Consider the following 14,921-nt stretch of genomic DNA (forward strand, 5'->3'; position numbering starts at 1 on the left):
CTCCGGTGTCCGTTAACCGGCCGCCAAGGCCCTGGCAACGAGAAAGGAGTTGAGCCTCACAGAAGGCTCAACTCCTTTCTCATTCTCGGCTCGCCCGGGCTCAGCTTACGATATCGACCAGTTGGCCTTCCGAGGCCGCGGCCAAATCGTCGCCGCGCAGAAAAATTTGCAACCCCCGCCGGCCGCCGCTAATGCTGACCAACTCCATGCCTGAGATAGAGGCATGCAGGTAGAAGGGATATTTCTTCTTCATCCCGAGGGGGGACACACCGCCTCTAATATAACCTGTCAAAGCCTGAATCTCCTTGACAGGAACCATTTCCACTTTCTTGTTCCCGCTAACGGCGGCCAAGCTCTTCAGGTTCAGCTCGCGGTCTCCGGGAATGCAGGCCGCGAGCCCCCCTGTCTTGTCACCGCGCAGAATAAGCGTTTTGAATAATTGATGGGGTTGTAAGCCCACTTTCCCGGCAACGGTCCCCACATCCAGCTGATCCTCGTCCCAATCGTATTCATGCAAGGAATACGCCATGCGGAGCGAGTCGAGCTTCCGGCAGGCATTCGTTTTCATAGACATAGGTGTACGATACCTCTTTCGTATTCATCTCACAATCCATACATTGACTATATCAAAAAGCCTCCCCCTTTTCGACGGTCACTCCCCGCAGCATTGTATTGGTTTTACTATATTTGGAAATATTGTAATTATTATCGTTATAGGAGTCCTGTGAAGTTATGGTTGCAATTATTTACTCGATCCTCTGGATCCTTGCGGCAATGGCTTTCGCCGACCGGGATTGGAAGCCGTACTATCCGACACTTCTCTTTGCTGCGTTGTCCAATGCCTTATATGAAATCCTTTGCTACCAACACCAGTTATGGCAAATGGAACCGAATGGACTTCCCGCGGCTACAATCCCCATCCTTTTGCTTATTTTAATCGGCATGCCTCTATCCACCTGGGTGTTTCTATCGAAATACCCTGCGAATGCAAAGCTCCTTCCGCAAGTTTATTACATCCTGTTCTTTACGTTCGTTTTCTTGCTGCTTGAATTTGTTTCTGTCAAATGCGGATCCATTACCTACCATAACGGATGGAATTTAGGGTGGTCGCTGCTCTTTGACATTATCATGTTCATCATGCTCCGGATTCATTTCCGCCATCCTTTGTTCGGCATCGGTATTTCCGTTCTGTATACGGGGTTATTGATGTTCTTGTTCCATGTATCCCTCGATAAAATGAAGTGAAGTAGACGCGTGTTGTCGGCTGCTGGGCGTTCTATACGGCCCGGCTGTCGCCTGCGCGCACGCTTGCCTCTTACTCCGCCGGTGTAACCGACGCATGGCGGCGGTCAACCCCCGCGAGCTGCCAGCCTGCCCGCCCCACACCTGCTCGCCTACCAGCCCCATACCTGCCTGATTCTATATGAAAAATCATATACATATCGCTCAAATGGAGCAAAATCGATAAATCTATATGAAAAATAGCATACATTCCGGCTTTTCGCGTCAATTCCGATTCATGTATTCGTAAAATCAATCAGATCAACCGTAGTAGGGCTGGGATAGTAACGGTGTGAGAGAAGCGGTAATAGAATGTGCAACGGATACTGGGGAGAGCAGCTTTAACTAGGTGAGGCAACGACCCTAGGAGGAATTTTAAGCGGCGGCGGATGACGTATGGAGTGAATTGAGCGAAAAAAAAACGAGCCCTCCGGCTCGTCTTTCAAAAACCAACGAAGTAAAAGTAGATCCCTCCTGCAAGCGCGGCGGCTGCAAATAGGAGAAAATACCACTTCGAAATTCGCTTCAGGACAAATCAATTCCTCTCGACGTTGGCACCGCTAGGTTTGCTTTTTTATTGGCATAGACGTAGGAACCGGCGATCAAAATAAAACCAATCGGAAACATCAACCAGCTGCTTGCCGGATCTCCGACCGCAATACTGGAGTACATAGCTCCCGCCAAATCAAAGACAAAGCCTGCATACGCCCATTCTTTCAAACGCGGGAAGCCTGGAACAACGATCGCGATAACACCCAATATTTTGGCGATGCCGAGGAAAGGAAGCAAATAGGCCGGATAACCAAGGTGCTGAAATAGTTCAACGGCTGAGGGTACTGACATGACATCGGGGATAGATCCCATTAGCATAAGAGCGGCTAATAAACCTGTGAAAATCCAATAAATCACAATTGTTTTTCTCATAACCTCTACTCCTCCCGGATTTACAGTTTCGCCAGCTCTTGCGCCAGCCGGTCAAGCGTTTGTTTGGCTCCTTCAACAGCCCCGTAGTTCTTCACAACATATTCCAGATCTTCCGCCGACTTGAACAAAGACCGCATGGTAAGCTCCGTTCGGCCGTCGCGATCGGCGAAGTTGACGGTAACCCGGAATTGTTCGTCCTCCTCCGCATCGCCGTGGGAGTAGACAAGAGTCTCCGGACGGATCACTTCGATGTATGATATTTTGTTCTCATAATCGGTTCCGTCAGGACCGTGCATCGTGTAGCGCCATACGCCGCCTGGCTTGACATCAATGGAATGAATAGTAAGCGTGAAGCCTTGAGGGCCCCACCAGTTCGTTAAATGAGCGGGATCGGTCCATGTGCGGAATACAAGCTCTCGCGGTGCGGAGAACATTCGGGTGACGATCAGTTCCGGGCCATTCACGGTTGCTGTGGTGTCATTCGCTGCCTGGTTATTCAACATTTGTTCATTCCTCCAATTTCGGTTTGCGTACCTCTTCTTCATGGTTTAAATATACCTTATCAGGAATATTCCTGTCAAGGAATATTAGAGATATTTTACAAGGACTTTTCTTCCCGAATAAAAAAGTAAACACGAAGGAACATTAATGATTTATAACTAATATGAAAAAGACCATTTTATCAAAAAAAGGAGACGTCTTCATGCAAAAAGTAACGCCCTTCTTAATGTTCCAAGACGGACAAGCCGAGAAAGCGATAACTTTCTACACGTCGATCATCGAGGATTCAGCCATTACGGATATCGTCCGTTATGGAGCGAATGAAGCAGGTCCCGAAGGAACGATAGTGACTGCCACCTTTTCATTGAAAGGGCAAGCATTCATGTGCATAGATAGTTATGTAAAGCATGCGTTCGGCTTCACGCCTTCTTTCTCAATTTTCCTCGACTGCAGTTCGGAGGAGGAGCTCGACGCGCTCTATGCGAAGCTGGTCGAGGAAGGACAAGCCCTTATGCCGTTAGGCGACTATGGCTTCAGCAAGAGGTTCGGCTGGCTCAATGACCGTTACGGCGTCTCCTGGCAGCTCAATCTGCCGAAGAAGTAGTCTTAAAAAAAGCTATGCACTCCCTCATCGGCAGCGCATAGCATGGTGTCGTATTCCGCGGCGAAGACTTCCCCTCACCTATATATTATAAGTGCACCGGTGCGGAGCAGCAGGACCTGGATAAGATCTGCTATCTATTGGGCAACCGTTTTGAAATAGCGATATACTTTCTCCAGCTTCTGCTGCTGTTTGCCGCGCGGGCTTTCCATGCTGCCAAACTCAAAAAATTTAACCTTCTTGATGCCTACATAGTTAAACAACGCTTTCCTCATCAAAATTTTGTGCGCATTGTTCAGCCATAACAGCGGATAATGAACCGGTCCTTTCATACTCGAAATACAGACCACCGATTTCCCCTTCAGCAGCCCTTCCGGCAATAGACCGCCCTTCTCCTTATAGGCAAATCCCGAGGCAAACATCTGGTCGATATACCCCATGAGCATAGCCGGAGGGCGCCCCCACCAAATCGGATAGACGAACACGATTTTATCGGCCCATAGGAGCTGTTCCCGGTAGACGGCAAGCTTCGGGTCGGCATGCATATCCCTTCTGCGTTTATGCTCGTTAAACACCAGCAGCGGATTAAATCCTTCCTCATAAAGATCCAGTACGTTCACTTCGTCGATACTGGGATTCTCCGCGCTTCCCTGTACGACCTTCTGCAGGAAAGCATAGCTTAAGCTCTGATGATTCGGGTGCGTGTACACGATTAACGTTTTCATGTTGGCTGCTCCTTTACTTATCATTTGATAAGCAAATCGTAGCACGTCCCTATTTAGTTGTCAAACGACAATTGTTTTTTGATAATTATTTTGGTATCGTTGCAGGAAGAGGTGATCCTATGGACAAGAACGCGTTGTTTCAGAAATTTGTGGCTTTTACCACTTCCGTTCATCAAATAACGAACGATATGACCAAAGGCGTGCGAGCCGATGCGCTCACGCCCGTTCAATATAAAATTCTCGAATACATTGCCGTCAGCCAGCCTGTTACGCTCAGTGAAATCAGCGATTGCATGCATATGTCCATGCCGAACACGAGCCGCGAGCTGAGGAAAATGAGCGAGAAGCAATTGTGCGAGAAGGTCGCCGACCCCGAAGACCGCCGCAGGCAGTCGATCCGGCTGTCCCAAGAGGGAGAAGCGTTGATGAACGGCGTTTTTCAACGTGTCGGGGTTTTATTCGCTCAGCGGATCGGAGCCGTTACGGAAGAAGAACTTCGAGAGATAGAGCGCGCTCTTGATCTGCTGCAGCGGAAAGTATTTTATTAAGCAAGCCAACACCCTCATTCGCCGCTTGGGCAACGAAGTATATATGAAACTATGCGAAGAAGGATCGAGGGGATTTCATATGTTGGCCGAAGTCAAGGAAAGCCGAATCACGAATGAGGATATTACCAGGATGATTGCCGAGATGGATGAAGGTTGGAAAGAACTGAACAACATCCTGAGATCCTGTCTGACGATAAGAATGGATCTGATTAACATTTCACAATATCTGGACGAGTTGCCCACCTGCTAACCAAATGGCCAAGCAGCAGAACAACCAGCAAACTATCGTTTGCTGGTTGTTCTGCGTTCTCTATGCACGCCTCATGATTACCAAGGCAGTTCTTCATCCAAATGATAGAATTTCCCTGTCGGTCCATCCTCAGGCAAAGTCGCCAGCATAACGCTGGTTCTGCTGCCTTCTGACGAATTCAATTGCGCGAATTTGCCGCCGATCTCCGTCTTCACCCAACCCGGGTGAGCGGAATTCACTTTAATTGCCGTATCCCCAAGCTCGTGCGCAAGATGCAAGGTAAATGAATTCAAGGCAGTCTTCGAGGTGTTATACGCCAGCAGCTTCATCCCATAAATTGGCGCGTCCGGATTCGCATGCAAAGCTAATGAGCCTAGAACACTAGAAAGATTAACGATTCGGCCCGCAGGCGATTTGCGAATTAACGGGAGCAGTCCCTGTGTCAATTCAATGAGACTGAAGAAGTTCGCATCGAATGTCTCGCGCAGAACCGCTGGAGTAACCTTGCTCGTTTCGTTCATAGGGACAAGATGATTAACTTCAAGCTGTACACCGGCATTATTGATCAGAATATCCAGCTTGCCGTAGCGCTCTTCAATGAAGTCATAAGCCGTCTGATGATCTTCAGCCTGCGTAACGTCAAGCTTGATGCTCTCCGCCTTGATGCCTTCCGCACGCAGCGTCTCCGCGGCATCGCTCCCCTTCTCCCCGCTGCGCGCTCCGATAATGACGGTTGCGCCAAGCTTGCCCAGCTCACGGGCTGTTTCCAAACCGATACCGCGGTTTCCGCCTGTAATTAATGCAACTTTACCCTCAAGCATGTTCGTATTTGTGCTCATTTATCATTTCTCCTTTACACTTTACAATAATAGTTGTACAGCACCCCTTAATGAGAATGATCATTCTAATTAGAGCAAAAAAATAAGTTCGCTCTCGGTGAACTGTTACAACTACCTTACCATATTGAGAACGATCGGTAAAGAATAAAATTTGGAAGCTTCCCGTCTTGTTCATAAGTTATCCCCCTGTGACACTAAAAGGAAAGGAAGCAGCTGCCTCAGCAGACTGCCTCCTTAATGCTAAACGAACAATTGTCGAATAGCCTCATGCAGCGGTGTTGCCGAACGCCCCAGCAACCGCTCCAAATCATTGCTCTCGACGTTCAGCCCGCCTTCTCGTATCCCGCGCTGCATGGCAACCAGGAACGGAATAACACTATCGGGGACGCCGGCATCGCTCAATATTTGACCGTACGCTTCGTCGTCCACATGCATCACCTGGACCTCGCGGTTCAAGGCCTCCCCAAAGATAGCGGCAAGCTCATCCTGTGTCAGCAGCTTGTTGGACAGCTCGTAGATCGTATTCTCATGCCCTGGACCGATAAGGACATTGGCTGCTGCCTCCGCATAATCGCGGCGGGCTGCCCAACCAATTCTCCCCGCTCCCGAGGCAATGATCCATGGCGCCCCGTTCCGTACGGCTTGGAACGTGCTCATTTCATTTTCCAAATACCAGTTATTGCGCAGGATCGCATAGGGAATCCCTGATTCGATAATGGCCTTCTCGGTTTCGCGATGGTCACTGGCTAGTTCAAACTGGCTTTCGGCCGCATTCGGTGCGCTTGTATACACGATGAAGCCAACGTTGGCTTCTTTCGCAGCCTTGACGGCCGTAGCATGCTGTTCGGCCCGGTTGTGCATATCGCCGGATGAGATCATCAACAATCGGTCAATACCGGTGAAAGCCGTTACCAGCGATTCATAGTCGTGGAAGCTGCCATAACGCACATCGACCCCTAAAGCGGTTAGATGTTCGGCTTTCTTCGGGTCGCGCACGCTGACTGCCATATCCGCAGCCGGCACTTTCTTCAACAATGCTTCGACGACCAGCGCGCCGAGATTTCCTGTTGCTCCGGTTACTAAAAGTTTCATAATGGGCTCCTCCCCGTCGGATACATATCGACGATATCATTATGCCATTAATGGTGAGGTTGAAGCCAATTTTGCCTATTGCTCTCTGCTGTTCTGCTGCACAAATAGCCGCCGAATTTCTAACGGACACGACCGCCGTTATTTTCGATCCAAACGCTGCGTTTCAATTCTAACGGACACACGTGACCTTATTCACCCATAATCCGGCTAAAAACACAGTGAAATGAGCAAATAACGGCGTTGGTGTCCGTTAGCGGCTCAAATCGCCCCAAACTCAACCAATAGCGTCCTCTGTGTCCGTTATGCCAGACTATAACCTCATGCAGCAGCAAAGCGCAAGCCGCAAGTTGCGCCTGATTCAACGAATGATCGTTTCGCCATCGGCAGGCACCAAAATATGGGCTGCTAGGCCCATTTCTTCAATAAAGCCTGTCAGCTCGCGTCTTGATAAAAAGCAGTGATTGACCGCTTCCATATGGGAGACGATAATCGTTGCTTGCGGAGCCGCCGAGTGGGTCCGGCGGATGTCCTCCTTGCCCATCGTAATGGGATCTCCCTGCAGGAACTGCGCGGAGCCTCCATTGACAACGATCACTTCCGGGCGGTGTGCGAGTATGGCTTCCTCGACGTCGCCGCACCAAATCGTATCGCCCGCTACGTACAACGTCTTCTCATCCGGATGCTCAAAAACGACGCCGGACACCTTCCCCATCAACCGTCCAATTTCACCTGTACCGTGCTGACCTCGGGTCCGGGCCAAACGGACGTCGCCTATCCGGGATACGCGATCGATGGCCTGCACGCTCACAAAGCCTTCTTTCCTGATGGTCTCCGCATCCTCATCGGATTGCGCGATGACATTCGCATCTTTGGGCAGCGCCTTGATCGCCGCCGCATCGAAGTGGTCGGGGTGCAGATGGGTGATGATGACGGCGTCGAACTTCGTCGCGACGAGGTCCTCCACGGCAACCGGCAGCCCGACAGTTGGATTATTCACTGGATTCGCCGTATTTCTAACGGGCGGATAAGCCCCTTTTTCTCCTAAGTACGGATCAATGAGGAACGTTAAGCCTCCGTATTCCAACACGATCGTCGCATTCCTGATTTGTCTGATTTGCATGGTGGTGTGCCTCCCTTTCATAAATCTCCTTTTTAGGTTACCATTTAAGAAAGCATTCTTACATAAACGAAATCAAGAAATTTGGCTCTACGACTTGATTGTTGAAAGAGGTTATGACGATGTTGGATCCCACAGATCAACGTATTCTGGAGGAACTGGCCAAGGACGGCCGTATGTCGATGAAAAAGCTCGGCGAGAACGTCCATCTGACCGGTCAGGCGGCGGCCAATCGGGTCATGAGACTCGAAGAAGAGGAAGTGATCGAAGGTTATACCGTTCGCCTAAACTATAGAAAGATAGGATATTCCGTTCATGCGTTTATTACGATTTTTACGAAAAGCCCCGATCATCGGCCGTTATTATCCTTCATAGAATCACAGCGCCCTTATGTGATGAACCATTTCAAAATTAGCGGTGAAGGCTGCTACCTCATGGAAGGCAGATTTCCTTCGAACGAGGATCTCGATAAGTTTCTTAACGCATTGAACGGCTATGCCAACTATAAATTATCCATTGTGATCAAGTAAAAAGAAAACAAACGCAGAAAGGTCGATGGATCATCAAGAAATTACTCGGATTAATCGTATTATTAGCCCTCATTTCTACGGTATTCTATGTAAATAAGTCCGGATTCCTCTCAGACAAACCAACCGCCCATAACGGTTCGACGGTAACCCTCGTCTTCCCTAAGGATCGTTATCCCGAAACCGCAGCCCACATTCAGTCTGCCATTGAGCATGGGGAATCCAACATTTGTACCATCGATAGAGCCGGAGCGGAGCATAACCGGGATTTATCGTTGAAAGGAGTACCGACCAAGAAAGGGTATGACCGCGATGAATGGCCTATGGCCATGTGCGCAGAGGGCGGCGCCGGAGCGGATATCCAATATGTCGCACCGTCCGATAACCGCGGCGCAGGCTCCTGGATTTCGAACCAGCTGGAGAAGTACCCGGACGGCACGAGAGTTGAGATCATGGTGAGATGAGATAATTCCACAGCAGCAGAAGGCAGCCGGTCCGAGAGGACCGGCTGCCTTTTTCCACAAGTCTACCCCTTAACCGCCCCAACCGTCATTCCTTTAATGAAATATCGCTGCAAAAATGGATACAAGAAAATGATAGGCCCTATCGTGATGCATACGGTCGAAAGCTGAACGCCGGACGGAGAGACGGGGATATTGATATTCGTATTTAAATAATCGAGATTCTGCGCATTCGATACGATTCTTCTAAGCATCATCTGCAGCGGATGATTATGCGGATCGTCTATGAACATCAGCGCATTGAACCAGTCATTCCAATAGGACAGCGCATAGAACAGCGTAATCGTCGCGATCACAGGCATGGATATGGGCCATATGATTCGAAAGAAAATATACAGTTCATGGGCGCCGTCCATCGTCGCCGCTTCATTGAGCTCAAAGGGCAGCGTACGGAAGTAGGAGGTCATCAGGAACGCGTTGAATGCGGAAAACAATTGCGGCAAAATTAGCGCCAATAAGGAGTCCCGCAGGTGCAGCCAGTTGGAGATGAGCAAATAATAGCCGACCAGCCCCGGCGCGAACAGCATCGTAAGATAAATGTAGAAGGACAGGACATTCCGGTACTTCACCTTCAAATGAGCGGCCACATAGGAGAACATCGAGGTCATCAGCACGGCGCCGACGGTTCCCACTACGGTAACGAAAATGGATACGAAGCCGCTGCGGTACACCTGGCTGCCATCGAATAAGAACCGGTAGGAATCCAGCGTAAAGGCTGTCGGGAACATCTGGAACCCCCTGACGATCTGATGCTCCGCCGTGAAAGAGCCGATGTACACAAGCCAGAAGGGAATGAAGCAAATAAGGGCGAACAAGCCTATGAAGACATACGCGATGGCAGACACCGTCCACCCGGATGTATCTCTCTGTTTCACAATCATGTGATCTTCCTCCTAAAATAACTTCGAGTCGCCATCGACCCGGCGGACAACCCAATTGAAAAACAGGATCGTGACAAAGCCCATGACCGATTGGAACAAGGCTACGGCCGCCGCATTGCTGTAGCTGTTCATATTCGAAACGTCTCTCAAAGCCCGGTACGTATACGTATCGATGACATCCGTTGCCTTGAAGAGCAAGGAATTGTCCCCGATAATCCCATAGATCAGGCCGAAATCGCCGTAGAAGATCCGTCCCAATGCAAGCAGCGTCAAGACGATAATTGTCGGACGCAAGAGCGGCAGGGTAATGTACCAAATCTGCTGCCAGCGCTTGGCGCCGTCCATTCTGGCGCTCTCATAATATTCCTCCGAGAAGCCGGTGATCGTCGCCAAATAAATAATCGACCCCCAGCCCGCTCCCTTCCAGACGAAGATGATCGTCAGCAGCAGCGGCCAGACCGATGGCGTCTGGAACCAATCGACCGTCTGCAAACCTGCCGCCTTCAGAATGCCGTTAATCATGCCGTCCTGTCCGTTAAAGAAATTCATAACCATCAGATTGACCACAATAATGGAAATGAAATGGGGCAGGATGACGAGCGATTGCGTCAGCTTCTTGAAAAACGCTTGTTTAATCTCATTTAATAGTAATGCAATTAATAAAGAGCTCACGGTGCCTGCAACAATAAACAACAGGTTCAAAAACACCGTGTTTAAAGTAACCGCCAGCCAATCGGGACCTGTGAAGAAGAACGTCAGATTATCCAATCCGACCCACCGGCTGCCCCAAATGCCTTTCACCGGAATGAACTGCTTAAAAGCCAGCAAATGTGCGGACATCGGCATGTAAGAGAAAATGAATACATACACCACCACAGGAAGCGCCATCACGTACAGCCATCTATTTTTTCTGAGTTCCTGTATTATGCTCATGACCAAGCTCACCTTTCCTTTCGTCTGTGCTTGTATCTTACTCATTGCCGATGGCGGCGTATAGTCTTGCTTTTATCAATGAGTTCGAACGGTAACGGCTTGTAGGGGTACGAATTCTACCACACGACGCAGTACGGAGTTTACCAATTGAAAAAGCCGGCGAACCTGACATCCAGGTCGCCGGCTTGCTGGCCGTTTATTTCTTTTTGCCGGCCAAGAAAGCGTCCAGCTGCTTCTGATACTCATCTTGAATCTTCTTGATATTGGCGTACGCCTTATCCTTGAACTTCGCCAACCCTGCCTTCGGCTCGACGACCCCCATAATGATCGGATCGTACATCTCCTTGCCTACGGAACTCAGTTGAGCAATTTCGTTGGATACCGGGCTTGGGTCGAATGTAAATCCGGCCAAAATATCCGAGGTGAAATTGTTGGGATCGCGCTGCCACTTGTTCAGCTTAATGACGTCCTCCGGCAGGCTGGCATCAATGCGGTCCAGCTTGGAGTTCCAGCCCCATGCGAAGGGAACGCCGGCGTAAGGATTTTCTTTGATCGGTTTATACAAGCCTTCGCCCGCATCCTCCCAGTTCTTCCCTTTGATCCCGTAGGCGAGCAAGTCGTAATTATCCTTCTGATTCAGCCAGTTGACGAATTGAACGGCGCGTTCCTTATTTTTGCTGACGACCGGAACGGCGATGAAGTTGCCTGCTTTGAACGTGGAAGGCAGCTTCATGCTCGAATCGTATAGACTGAAGGCTTCTGCCGTTGCCCCCGGAACCGACTTTTCCAAGGAAGTCCGCGTGCTCAGCGCAACGCCGAAATCGTTGAAGGTGGATACCGCCGCTTTCCCCTTAGCGAATTCCGCATTTTTCAGAATCAGCGTATCTTTGGCGAGAATTCCGTCCTGATAGAGCTTATAGTTTTGCTCGAAATTTTTCATGATCATCGGATCCATGTTATCGAAAATATTATATGCTTTGCCGTCAGATCCTTTCGTATAAAGCCCGGGATAATTCGAAATCGGAGCGAGATTGGCTTTGGGATCCAGCATACCGGCCATCTTTATGCCCACATGCTCGGTGCCGTTCGGAATGTACGGCGTGATCTCGGGAGCTTTCTCCTTCACCGCGTACATGAATTTGACCAAATCGTCATAGCTCTTGATCGGCTCAATGCCAAGCTTCTCCCGGATGTCCTTGCGGATCACGAACGTCCACGGCCGGATGAAATTCACTTCCAGCGGAACCGCATACAATTTGCCGTTCACCTTATTGGCTTCCATCAACTGGGCGGAGCGGTTGCTCTTGATGTCCGGCCCCACTTTGTCGAGGATAGCGTCTAATGGCTCGTAGAGTCCTGCGGCAATATTCTGGTACGGATTATTATCCCAGATCAGGTCGTAATCTTCCGCAGACGACAGGGCAACCTGACGTTTCTGCAGGACATCCGCCCATGGGATGAAGACCACGTTCAACTTCACGTTCAATGTGCCGGCCAGACGGTTCTCCATCTCGCCTTTGACTTCGCTCCAGTTGGCCGGAGGATCCCCGGGGAACATAATTTTCAGCGTTACCGGACTCAACTTGGCACTGTCGGAAGCCACCGGTTTGCCCTCTGGCGATGCCGCACCGCCTGTCTCATTGGTCGAACCGCATGCGGCAAGTGTACCCGCTAATAATAGCGAGACTGCTGATAATAAAATATTTTTCCTGCTTGCTCTCATTGCTAACCCCTCCTGTGTGATGATCGATTCGTGATAGATCATACGCAGAACGATCTGTTGCCGTACAGTCCGGTATCTATCAATCAGTATGAATTGTTACAAAAGAAGGAGTTTGAATTTGCTAACACGCCGAGTACGAATTCCGACTCCCTTAATTCTTAAGCTCCAAGCGGTATTGGTTCGGCGTCATGCCGGTTGCCCGTTTGAACAGAGAGAAGAAGGTGCTCTTCGTTTGAAAACCGGATTGCACGGCGATATCCGCAACGGTCCAATCGGTCGTTGTCAGCAGATTGATCGCATATTCGATCCGCTGGTTCGTTATGTAATCCGAAATGGAGCACAGGAAACGGTCCTTGAAAATTTGTCTGGCATAGTTCACAGACATGGAGACGTGCGCCGCGATGTCATCGACGGTAAGCATCGGATTATGCAGATGATTACGCACATACTCGATCATCTCTGCTGCGACCTCATCCTTCCGGCTGGCGGTACTCTTCTTGCGATGCTGGTCCATAATCTGCAGCAGCTCTCGGTACAGCCAGGTCTTCACTTCTTCCAAGGTTGCAAATTGTTCCAGGAAAGTGTGAATCCCCTTCATCCCTTGAAACGTTGTATAGCTCTTGAAGCTTTTCATAATCGAATAAATAATGTGCGTCAACTGCAGCTTGCATTCTTCGTAGCTCAACGCCTGCATATGCATCGTAAGTTGATCCAAGTATCCTTCCAGCGCCATGTCGTTCTTAAGCTGCACGGAGTGAATCACTTGCTTCAGCAGCACTTCGTCCAGATCGCTGTTGTCTTTGCCTCGTTCATAGCGCTCCAGATCTTCTGAAGTAAACACCCTGTCCTCGTGATGGATGAATCCCAATAACGACAGTTCGTACAACTGCGTATAAATAATATGCAAATTCTCTTCCGCATCCATAACGGAGCTCATCGCGGCATGCAGTTCCAGCTTCAGCCAACGTCTGATCTGCTCCCTGACATCCTCCATCGCCCGGATGGCCAGCGCCCTCTCCTCTTCCGACCCGGAAGAGGAGAGTAAGGCGACGATGTGATCCGAATTGAAATCGACGGTTTCGGCCGAGAACCCGTGATTCGCAAGGACTTCGGCCATAATGTTCCCCATGGCGTAACGCAGCAGCTTCCGCGAAGCGAAATCGTACTGCTCTTCGAAGCGTCCGTACGACTCCAACCGCAGGACAGCCATACGAAACCAACCTGTCGCCAGGATGGCCGTTTCATTGCGAATGAATTGTTCAATCGGTTTGGAAGCTTGCGCATTCAGAATCCATTGTCGCAAGAAATCATCCTTGACCAAAGCTTGACTGCTCTTGATCGACAAGTCCAATTGCTCGAGCTGCTCCACCAACGAATGGAACCCGGTATGAATCGTCTCCATCTCATTATTCGTATTCTTCGTCTCAGAGGCGGTCTGCTTTTTGCCCAGCTTGCTCTGGATTTGCGAAGCCAAATCGCTGATGGGCTTCAAGCTTCGGTACGATTGCCAAAACAAGAATAATAAAAGAGCCAATACAAGTACGATCGAAGATCCGATAATTTCCACCCGGATTTTGGCGACCTTCGCTTGCCATAGAGAGATCGGCGACAGATGGTATACGTTCCATCCTTCGATAGGCAGCCGCTCTGTCCGAATCGACCATGTCTCGTTGCCGGACTTCCATTGCCAACTAGGTTCCGTGGTTCGGTTCGCCGCTTCCTGCAGCTCCTCGGTCAATTCTGGATCCGTATTGCCTAATATGAATTCGTGTTTCGCGCCTTCGATATAAACTTTATTCTGATCTTCCTGTGCAATCTGCAGCATGTTCTCATTCAGCAGCGGTTTACTGAACAGAATCGCGACATATCCCTGATAGCTCTGATTCGGCCCTGCTGCCGGGACGACAAGCGCCAGGAACGATTCGCCATCCGCTTCATGGTTAAAATACTGCATGTACGGCGTCTTCTGACCCCTTATGTAATTCAGCATCGTTTGATCGTAGAAATTCTTCGTCGTATAAACACTGGAGTCCGAAGTATAGATCTGATCCGTATTGAAATTGATTAAATATATGCCGTGTATGAACGGCTCGCTGCTCATAAATTCCCTGACGCTGATTGCCGCTTTGTTCAAGAATAAAGGGGAGTAATCGTCTCTTTTCATGTTCAGCCAGCTCGCAATGCTGTCGTCCGAGTACACTCTTAAAGCGAATTGGCGCAGCTTCTGCAGTGTGAATTCGGATGTCTTCACAACTTGTTTGATTTTCTCCTGATTCGACTTATCCATTTCATCCAACGCGCTCTTGGAAAACTGCTGGCTCAGGAATATCGTGAATACGAGGGTAAGCAGGCTTATAGCCAAACAGGAATACAAAAAGATGCTTAAATACATTTTCTTCGGCTTCATCCGGCTCCACATGCCCTATCATTCCTCCTGTACAATCTTAACTAACATAAG

17 protein-coding genes are annotated in these 14,921 nt (G+C 49.6%); 6 read left to right on the forward strand and 11 right to left on the reverse strand.

Annotated elements, in window-relative coordinates; all coding sequences use genetic code 11:
* Window positions 1-100: 100 nt before the first annotated feature.
* On the reverse strand, window positions 101-574 hold the full coding sequence (gene ybaK / locus J2X61_RS28510; protein ID WP_310192827.1) for a Cys-tRNA(Pro) deacylase: 474 nt from the start codon (window positions 572-574) through the stop codon (window positions 101-103).
* Between the two features lie 158 nt (window positions 575-732).
* Here ybaK and J2X61_RS28515 point away from each other — a divergent pair, with 158 nt between their 5' ends.
* Entirely contained in the window at window positions 733-1,245 is a 513-nt protein-coding gene (locus J2X61_RS28515) for a CBO0543 family protein (RefSeq protein WP_310192830.1), read from the forward strand.
* Window positions 1,246-1,806: 561 nt separating this feature from the next.
* Here the strand turns inward: J2X61_RS28515 and J2X61_RS28520 are convergent.
* Together J2X61_RS28520 and J2X61_RS28525 are read right to left on the reverse strand one after the other, a co-directional pair.
* On the reverse strand, window positions 1,807-2,205 hold the full coding sequence (locus J2X61_RS28520; protein ID WP_274472769.1) for a DoxX family protein: 399 nt from the start codon (window positions 2,203-2,205) through the stop codon (window positions 1,807-1,809).
* Window positions 2,206-2,225: 20 nt separating this feature from the next.
* Window positions 2,226-2,708: an SRPBCC family protein gene (locus tag J2X61_RS28525; RefSeq protein ID WP_310192834.1), complete on the reverse strand. Its 483-nt coding sequence runs from the start codon at window positions 2,706-2,708 to the stop codon at window positions 2,226-2,228.
* A 200-nt stretch (window positions 2,709-2,908) separates the two neighbouring features.
* Between J2X61_RS28525 and J2X61_RS28530 the strand changes: the two genes are divergently transcribed.
* Complete coding sequence (locus J2X61_RS28530) at window positions 2,909-3,310, forward strand: VOC family protein (protein WP_310192837.1); 402 nt, start codon at window positions 2,909-2,911, stop codon at window positions 3,308-3,310.
* 134 nt (window positions 3,311-3,444) lie between these two features.
* Here the strand turns inward: J2X61_RS28530 and J2X61_RS28535 are convergent, their stop codons facing one another.
* Entirely contained in the window at window positions 3,445-4,032 is a 588-nt protein-coding gene (locus tag J2X61_RS28535) for an NAD(P)H-dependent oxidoreductase (protein WP_310192840.1), read from the reverse strand.
* 119 nt (window positions 4,033-4,151) lie between these two features.
* On the opposite strand from J2X61_RS28535, the gene J2X61_RS28540 reads away from it, so the two are divergent.
* A complete protein-coding gene (locus tag J2X61_RS28540; protein WP_310192843.1) occupies window positions 4,152-4,580 on the forward strand; it encodes a MarR family winged helix-turn-helix transcriptional regulator in 429 nt (142 codons plus the stop codon).
* A gap of 79 nt (window positions 4,581-4,659) precedes the next feature.
* The gene (locus J2X61_RS28545) at window positions 4,660-4,830 is read left to right on the forward strand and encodes a hypothetical protein (protein WP_310192846.1); all 171 of its coding nucleotides are present in this window, start codon (window positions 4,660-4,662) and stop codon (window positions 4,828-4,830) included.
* A 77-nt stretch (window positions 4,831-4,907) separates the two neighbouring features.
* Here J2X61_RS28545 and J2X61_RS28550 read toward each other — a convergent pair whose 3' ends face one another.
* The 3 genes from J2X61_RS28550 to J2X61_RS28560 form a co-directional block, all read right to left on the reverse strand.
* Complete coding sequence (locus J2X61_RS28550; RefSeq protein ID WP_310192849.1) at window positions 4,908-5,669, reverse strand: SDR family oxidoreductase; 762 nt, start codon at window positions 5,667-5,669, stop codon at window positions 4,908-4,910.
* 240 nt (window positions 5,670-5,909) lie between these two features.
* Complete coding sequence (locus J2X61_RS28555; protein WP_310192852.1) at window positions 5,910-6,761, reverse strand: SDR family oxidoreductase; 852 nt, start codon at window positions 6,759-6,761, stop codon at window positions 5,910-5,912.
* Window positions 6,762-7,119: 358 nt separating this feature from the next.
* Window positions 7,120-7,881, reverse strand: coding sequence for an MBL fold metallo-hydrolase (locus J2X61_RS28560; RefSeq protein ID WP_274472761.1), 762 nt, complete (start codon window positions 7,879-7,881; stop codon window positions 7,120-7,122).
* Window positions 7,882-8,000: 119 nt separating this feature from the next.
* Between J2X61_RS28560 and J2X61_RS28565 the strand changes: the two genes are divergently transcribed.
* Together J2X61_RS28565 and J2X61_RS28570 are read left to right on the forward strand one after the other, a co-directional pair.
* Window positions 8,001-8,408, forward strand: a complete 408-nt coding sequence (locus tag J2X61_RS28565) for an Lrp/AsnC family transcriptional regulator (protein WP_274472760.1) — start codon at window positions 8,001-8,003, stop codon at window positions 8,406-8,408.
* Between the two features lie 29 nt (window positions 8,409-8,437).
* Window positions 8,438-8,869, forward strand: a complete 432-nt coding sequence (locus J2X61_RS28570) for a NucA/NucB deoxyribonuclease domain-containing protein (RefSeq protein ID WP_274472820.1) — start codon at window positions 8,438-8,440, stop codon at window positions 8,867-8,869.
* Between the two features lie 62 nt (window positions 8,870-8,931).
* On the opposite strand, the gene J2X61_RS28575 is transcribed toward J2X61_RS28570, so the two are convergent.
* The 4 genes from J2X61_RS28575 to J2X61_RS28590 all read right to left on the reverse strand — a co-directional run bounded on the left by J2X61_RS28575 (window position 8,932) and on the right by J2X61_RS28590 (window position 14,882).
* On the reverse strand, window positions 8,932-9,807 hold the full coding sequence (locus J2X61_RS28575; protein WP_274472759.1) for a carbohydrate ABC transporter permease: 876 nt from the start codon (window positions 9,805-9,807) through the stop codon (window positions 8,932-8,934).
* A gap of 12 nt (window positions 9,808-9,819) precedes the next feature.
* The gene (locus tag J2X61_RS28580) at window positions 9,820-10,740 is read right to left on the reverse strand and encodes an ABC transporter permease (RefSeq protein WP_274472758.1); all 921 of its coding nucleotides are present in this window, start codon (window positions 10,738-10,740) and stop codon (window positions 9,820-9,822) included.
* A 196-nt stretch (window positions 10,741-10,936) separates the two neighbouring features.
* Complete coding sequence (locus J2X61_RS28585) at window positions 10,937-12,463, reverse strand: DUF3502 domain-containing protein (protein WP_274472757.1); 1,527 nt, start codon at window positions 12,461-12,463, stop codon at window positions 10,937-10,939.
* 151 nt (window positions 12,464-12,614) lie between these two features.
* Window positions 12,615-14,882 (reverse strand): helix-turn-helix domain-containing protein, encoded by a 2,268-nt coding sequence (locus J2X61_RS28590; RefSeq protein WP_310192854.1) that lies wholly within the window; start codon window positions 14,880-14,882, stop codon window positions 12,615-12,617.
* Window positions 14,883-14,921 lie beyond the last annotated feature (39 nt).

Source organism: Bacillus sp. 3255 (genome assembly GCF_031456485.1).
GTDB lineage: Bacteria > Bacillota > Bacilli > Paenibacillales > NBRC-103111 > Paenibacillus_E.